Source organism: Streptomyces sp. ERV7 (genome assembly GCF_001653515.1).
Lineage (GTDB): Bacteria > Actinomycetota > Actinomycetes > Streptomycetales > Streptomycetaceae > Streptomyces.
Genome location: NZ_LYOY01000075.1, coordinates 1 through 4,523, shown reverse-complemented (window position 1 = coordinate 4,523; position 4,523 = coordinate 1). Strand labels below are relative to the sequence as shown.

The 4,523-nt window shown below is 71.5% G+C and carries 6 protein-coding genes; 1 reads left to right on the top strand and 5 read right to left on the bottom strand.

The window, feature by feature from the left end; all coding sequences use genetic code 11:
- Positions 1-54: 54 nt before the first annotated feature.
- The 5 genes from A8W25_RS30290 to A8W25_RS30270 all read right to left on the bottom strand — a co-directional run bounded on the left by A8W25_RS30290 (position 55) and on the right by A8W25_RS30270 (position 2,957).
- The gene (locus A8W25_RS30290) at positions 55-555 is read right to left on the bottom strand and encodes a DUF5949 family protein (RefSeq protein WP_067167612.1); all 501 of its coding nucleotides are present in this window, start codon (positions 553-555) and stop codon (positions 55-57) included.
- Positions 556-804: 249 nt separating this feature from the next.
- Complete coding sequence (locus A8W25_RS30285; protein ID WP_324616381.1) at positions 805-1,116, bottom strand: hypothetical protein; 312 nt, start codon at positions 1,114-1,116, stop codon at positions 805-807.
- Positions 1,117-1,396: 280 nt separating this feature from the next.
- Entirely contained in the window at positions 1,397-2,089 is a 693-nt protein-coding gene (locus tag A8W25_RS30280) for a hypothetical protein (RefSeq protein WP_067167609.1), read from the bottom strand.
- A 286-nt stretch (positions 2,090-2,375) separates the two neighbouring features.
- Positions 2,376-2,615: a chaplin gene (locus A8W25_RS30275; RefSeq protein ID WP_067167607.1), complete on the bottom strand. Its 240-nt coding sequence runs from the start codon at positions 2,613-2,615 to the stop codon at positions 2,376-2,378.
- A gap of 102 nt (positions 2,616-2,717) precedes the next feature.
- On the bottom strand, positions 2,718-2,957 hold the full coding sequence (locus tag A8W25_RS30270; RefSeq protein ID WP_067167606.1) for a chaplin: 240 nt from the start codon (positions 2,955-2,957) through the stop codon (positions 2,718-2,720).
- Positions 2,958-3,245: 288 nt separating this feature from the next.
- Here A8W25_RS30270 and A8W25_RS30265 point away from each other — a divergent pair, with 288 nt between their 5' ends.
- The gene (locus A8W25_RS30265) at positions 3,246-4,454 is read left to right on the top strand and encodes a glycosyltransferase family 4 protein (protein WP_067167604.1); all 1,209 of its coding nucleotides are present in this window, start codon (positions 3,246-3,248) and stop codon (positions 4,452-4,454) included.
- The last annotated feature ends 69 nt before the right edge of the window (positions 4,455-4,523 follow it).

Genomic DNA, 4,523 nt, shown 5'->3' with positions numbered 1-4,523 from the left:
GGACTTCCCGTCCGCGGCACACGCCGTTTCCGTACGCCCGGGGGCCGGCCGGCGCTACTTGCGCAGCTGGCGGACCGGAAGGACGCAGTGGCCCGCGGTGGTGAGCGTCTCCTCGTCGCCGACGAAGGCCCGCATCAGCTCCTCGGTGAGCACCCTGCCCGGGACCGCCTCGGGCCAGGGGCGGGTGGCGAAGATGAAGTGCGCGGCGCCCTCGGCCTGCGCGGCCGCCATCCACTCGGGGGGCGTGACGCACTGGACGTTGAGCTGAGGCAGCGTCAGCGTCACCTGGCCGCCCTCCAGAAGGAGCGTCACCGGCAGCCTCGCCCCGTGGGAGGCGTCGTTCACGCTCCCGGCCGGCATGCCGATCTCCTCCAGCAGCTCCCGGGCGGCCGCCTCGGCACCCTCGGCGCCGCCCTCACCGTCACCGAGCGAGTACACCATGAGGAACGCGACGTCCCGGTCCTCCTCGAAGTGCGGGCCGCTCCATGCGAGCAGGGCGAGCGTGCCCAACTGGGCGGTCCTGGAAGGGTGTACGGCACTGGAAGCTGAGGTCATGCGGGGACTCTAGCGACATCGGGGAGACACCAGGACCAAAGGCCACTCGTTAGGGCGAATCGGATTGCGGGGCGCCCCGGACGGCCGCCGACCGTCCCCGTCCGCCCGTCCCCGTCCGGGCCCGCCACCCGGGCACCGGGGCCGTCCGCATTTCCCGTTCCCGGGAATTCGGAAATCGAGCGAAACTCTTGCCCGGCGTCCTCGAAAAGAGAATTCGCCGCTTTCTCGCCGATTTCTTGCCGCTCTTTATCAGTGACCGACGGGAAGGCCGCCGAGAAGGCCCGCCGGAACAAGGCCATTGGTCTTGTTCGCGGTGCCGGTGGCCTGTGCGACCGTGTGGAACAGGGAGTCGCTCTTGCTCGGGTCGAGGGCGTCCGTCTGGACGACCGTCGGCGTGGGGTTGGCCAGCGCCTGGCCCGCCAGCGTCTCCACACCGCCGTTGAGGCTGGTGGGGGGCATGCCGGCGGCGTCGAGGCCGCCCGAGGCGAACGCCGGGGCCGCGGCCCCCACCACCGCAAGGGAACCGGCAACGATCGCGGCGACCTTCATCGGCTTCATCATGCATTCCTTCCACTGGCGACATTTCGTCGCGGTTTGCTGATCGACTGCCTGCTGTATGCGCTATTCGAAGTGCCATGCGCTTCGCTTCCTCTTGGCTAACGACCTCCCTGCCCGAGGGAAACCCAGCAATCAGGAAATTGTTGCCGGACCACTCGTATGAAGTGGGCCGCGCCGATTCTCGTACGAAAAGGATCCTCTTATCAGCATCCAGGCGGCCGCACGCACGAAGCGCCGGTCCCTGTGCGGGACCGGCGCTTCGGGGTGCTGCGGTGGGGTGCGCTCAGGAGACCGGCAGGGGCAGCGGGAGCGGCAGGGGCAGCTTGGGGAGTTCGGGCAGGGGCAGCTTGGGCAGACCGGGCAGTCCGCTGCCGAGCACCGCGGCCAGCAGCGCGTTGAGCAGTGCGGAGACCACGGCCGTGGCATCGCCCACGAGCGCCCCGACGTTGGCGGCGGTGAGGTCCTTGACCAGCTGGTCGACGGCCTTCTGGACGGCGGCCAGGGCGTCGGCCACGGGGTCCGCGGCCGGGGCGCTGTGCGCCGCCGCCTTGTTCACGGGCAGCTTGGGCAGCGGGAGCGACACGGGCAGCGGCAGGGGCAGCGCCGGTGCGGCCGGGGCCGCGTCGGCCGGCTTCGCGGGAGCGGCCGGAGCGGCCGGATTGGCGGCCGCCGTCACCTTGGCGATCGCGGCCTTCACGGCGTCCAGGAGCTTGGTGATGTCCGCGGCGGGCAGGCCCTTGGCGACCCCTTCCAGCAGTTCGGTCACCGCGCTGACCACACCCGCGACGGGGCCGACCGCCTTCAGGGGGGCGAGAACCGCGTCGAGACCGGGGACGGGGGCGTCGGCCGGGAGGGTCACCGGCCGCTTCTGGGGCGGTTCCACGGCCATCGCGGTGCCCGAGGCACCCGCGACGCCGAAGACGATCGCCGCCGAGACGGCGGTTGCGGTGAGACGGCGAGAGGCGCGACCACGCATGGAAGTGGGTCTCCTTCGGTGAGGGGAAGATTTCCCTCACCATGTGCGGGCAGTGACACGCCTGCAACCGGATGATCACACCACGTGATCGACTGACGGCCCCTCACGTCGCTGAACTGGGAGAACCGGTGGGAGTGAGCTGACGGACCGTACGGCCAATCGAGCGCGGACACCCCGTACGGCCCAGACCGCCGCGGGCTCCCCCACCGACGAAACCGCCCTTCCCCCCGACGGGGGAAGGGCGGTTCGGTGTACGGCGGCGCCGCACTCCTGACGTGAGGGGACGTCAGTCGTTCTTGCACTCGTTGCCGAACGCCGGGTTCAGCAGGCCGATCAGCTGGGCCGTGTTCCCGCAGACGTTGACCGGGATGTGCACCGGCACCTGGATCAGGTTGCCGGACAGGACACCCGGGGAGTGGGACGCGTCGCCCGACGCGTGGCTGTCGGCGGCGGCGACGCCGGCACCGCCGGCGACGGCCGCTGCGGCAGCGGCGGAAAGGGCGAGGGCCTTGGCGGTACGCGACATGAAGAAGCGCTCCTCTTGATGTGGGGCTGTGGCCGGGCGTTCTCGCCCGGCCTATCGATCAACGCAGGTCAAGGCCCCGAGTTGTGGCCCGACTGGGTGAACTCAGCGGTTGGTGCAGTGGTTGCCGAACGCGGGGTTCAGCACGCCGATCACGTTCACGGTGTTGCCGCAGACGTTGACCGGGATGTGCACCGGCACCTGGATGAGGTTGCCGGACAGCACGCCCGGGGAGTGGGTCGCGTGGCCCGACGCGTGGCTGTCGGCGGACGAGACGCCCGCGCCGAGCACCACCACGGCGGCGCTCGTACCCACCATTGCTACGGACTTGACAATTCGCTTCATCACTTTTTCCTTTCGCGGGCAAAGACGAGGCACTTCATCAACGAGGCTGTTTACGATTGGATACGGATGATCACCCGATGGGACACTCCGAAACACATTCATGACGATCCCCGGCGATGAATACGGCTACAGTTGCTTCCCACCCATTGACCACGCGAAACAGCAGTAGGCCGGGTGCTCGGCCATCCGGCTCAGCAATGCGGAATTCCGTGACCGACCCGGGGGGAAACCGCACCCGTTCGGCGGGCCGCTTATACGAATACCTTCACATGAGCGGAGTGACTGCGCGTGCAGCCGCAATTCCCCGATCCCGGACCGGAAACCGGACCCGCGTCCGAAGCCGCGCCCCGGAGCCCGCACGTCCTGCACCTGGTGCAGCCCGTCGACGGCGGAGTGGCCCGGGTCGTGGCCGATCTGGTGCGGGATCAGCTCCTGGGCGGGATGCGGGTGTCGGTGGCCTGTCCGGGCGCGGGGCGCCTGGGCGCGGAGGCGGCCCGGCTCGGCGCCGACACCCACGCCTGGGAGGCGACCCGCTCCCCCGGCCCGGGCCTGCTCGGCGAGACCTTCCGGGCCGCGCGCCTGATCCGCCGCCTCAGGCCCGACGTGGTGCACGCACACAGCGCCAAGGCCGGGGTGGCCGCGCGGCTCGCGGTGCGCGGCAAGGTGGCGACCGTGTTCCAGCCGCACGCCTGGTCGTTCGAGGCCGTCACCGGCCCCGTCGCGCTCGCCTCGCGCGCGTGGGAGCGGGCGGCGGTGCGCTGGACCGCGCGGGTGGTGTGCGTCAGCGAGGGCGAACGGCGCACCGGCGAGAGCGCCGGGGTCCGGGCCCGCGCGGTGGTGATCCCCAACGGCGTCGACCTCGGCCACTACCGCCCGTCGGCGCCCGGCGAGGACCCGCGCGCCGCCCTGGCCGCGCTCGAAGCGGTGGACGCGGACGCTCCGCTGGTGGTGTGCGTGGGGCGGCTGTGCCGGCAGAAGGGCCAGGACGTCCTCCTCGACGCCTGGCGGGAGCTGGCCGCCGAACTGCCCGCCGCCCGCCTGGTCCTGGTGGGCGACGGCCCCGACGAGGCGGCGCTGCGGGCGGCCGCGCCCCCCTCCGTACTGTTCGCCGGGCCCGTCGAGGACGTCACCGCCTGGTACCGGGCCGCCGACGTCGTCGTGCTGCCCTCGCGCTGGGAGGGCATGGCACTGGCACCCCTTGAGGCGATGGCCTGCCAGAAACCCGTCGTCGTTACTGATGTGGGCGGCTCGTCCCAGAGCCTGCCGCCCGGGCACGCGCTGTTCTGCCTCGTCCCGCCGGACAGCCCGCAGGCGCTGGCCCGGGCCGTCGGCGCTCTGCTCCTCAACGCGTCGCTGCGCGACACCCTGGGCCACCAGGGCCACCAGCACGTGACCACCACCCACGATGTGCGCCAGACGGCGGAAGCGATCGCGGACCTCTACCGCGAACTGACCGGCGCCCGGCGCTCCGAGTGCAGGGAACCCACCTTCAAGTGACTGCGGACAACACCGTCCCCTCCCCAGGAGGGGGCGTTCCTTCCCCGGCGGGTCCGCGCGGGGGCGGCG

Bases quoted from the DNA above. Each gene is read 5' to 3' on its own strand.
- A8W25_RS30270 (WP_067167606.1), bottom strand. From the start codon at position 2,957: ATGAAGCGAATTGTCAAGTCCGTAGCAATGGTGGGTACGAGCGCCGCC.
- A8W25_RS30290 (WP_067167612.1), bottom strand. From the start codon at position 555: ATGACCTCAGCTTCCAGTGCCGTACACCCTTCCAGGACCGCCCAGTTG.
- A8W25_RS30280 (WP_067167609.1), bottom strand. From the start codon at position 2,089: ATGCGTGGTCGCGCCTCTCGCCGTCTCACCGCAACCGCCGTCTCGGCG.
- A8W25_RS30285 (WP_324616381.1), bottom strand. From the start codon at position 1,116: ATGATGAAGCCGATGAAGGTCGCCGCGATCGTTGCCGGTTCCCTTGCG.
- A8W25_RS30275 (WP_067167607.1), bottom strand. From the start codon at position 2,615: ATGTCGCGTACCGCCAAGGCCCTCGCCCTTTCCGCCGCTGCCGCAGCG.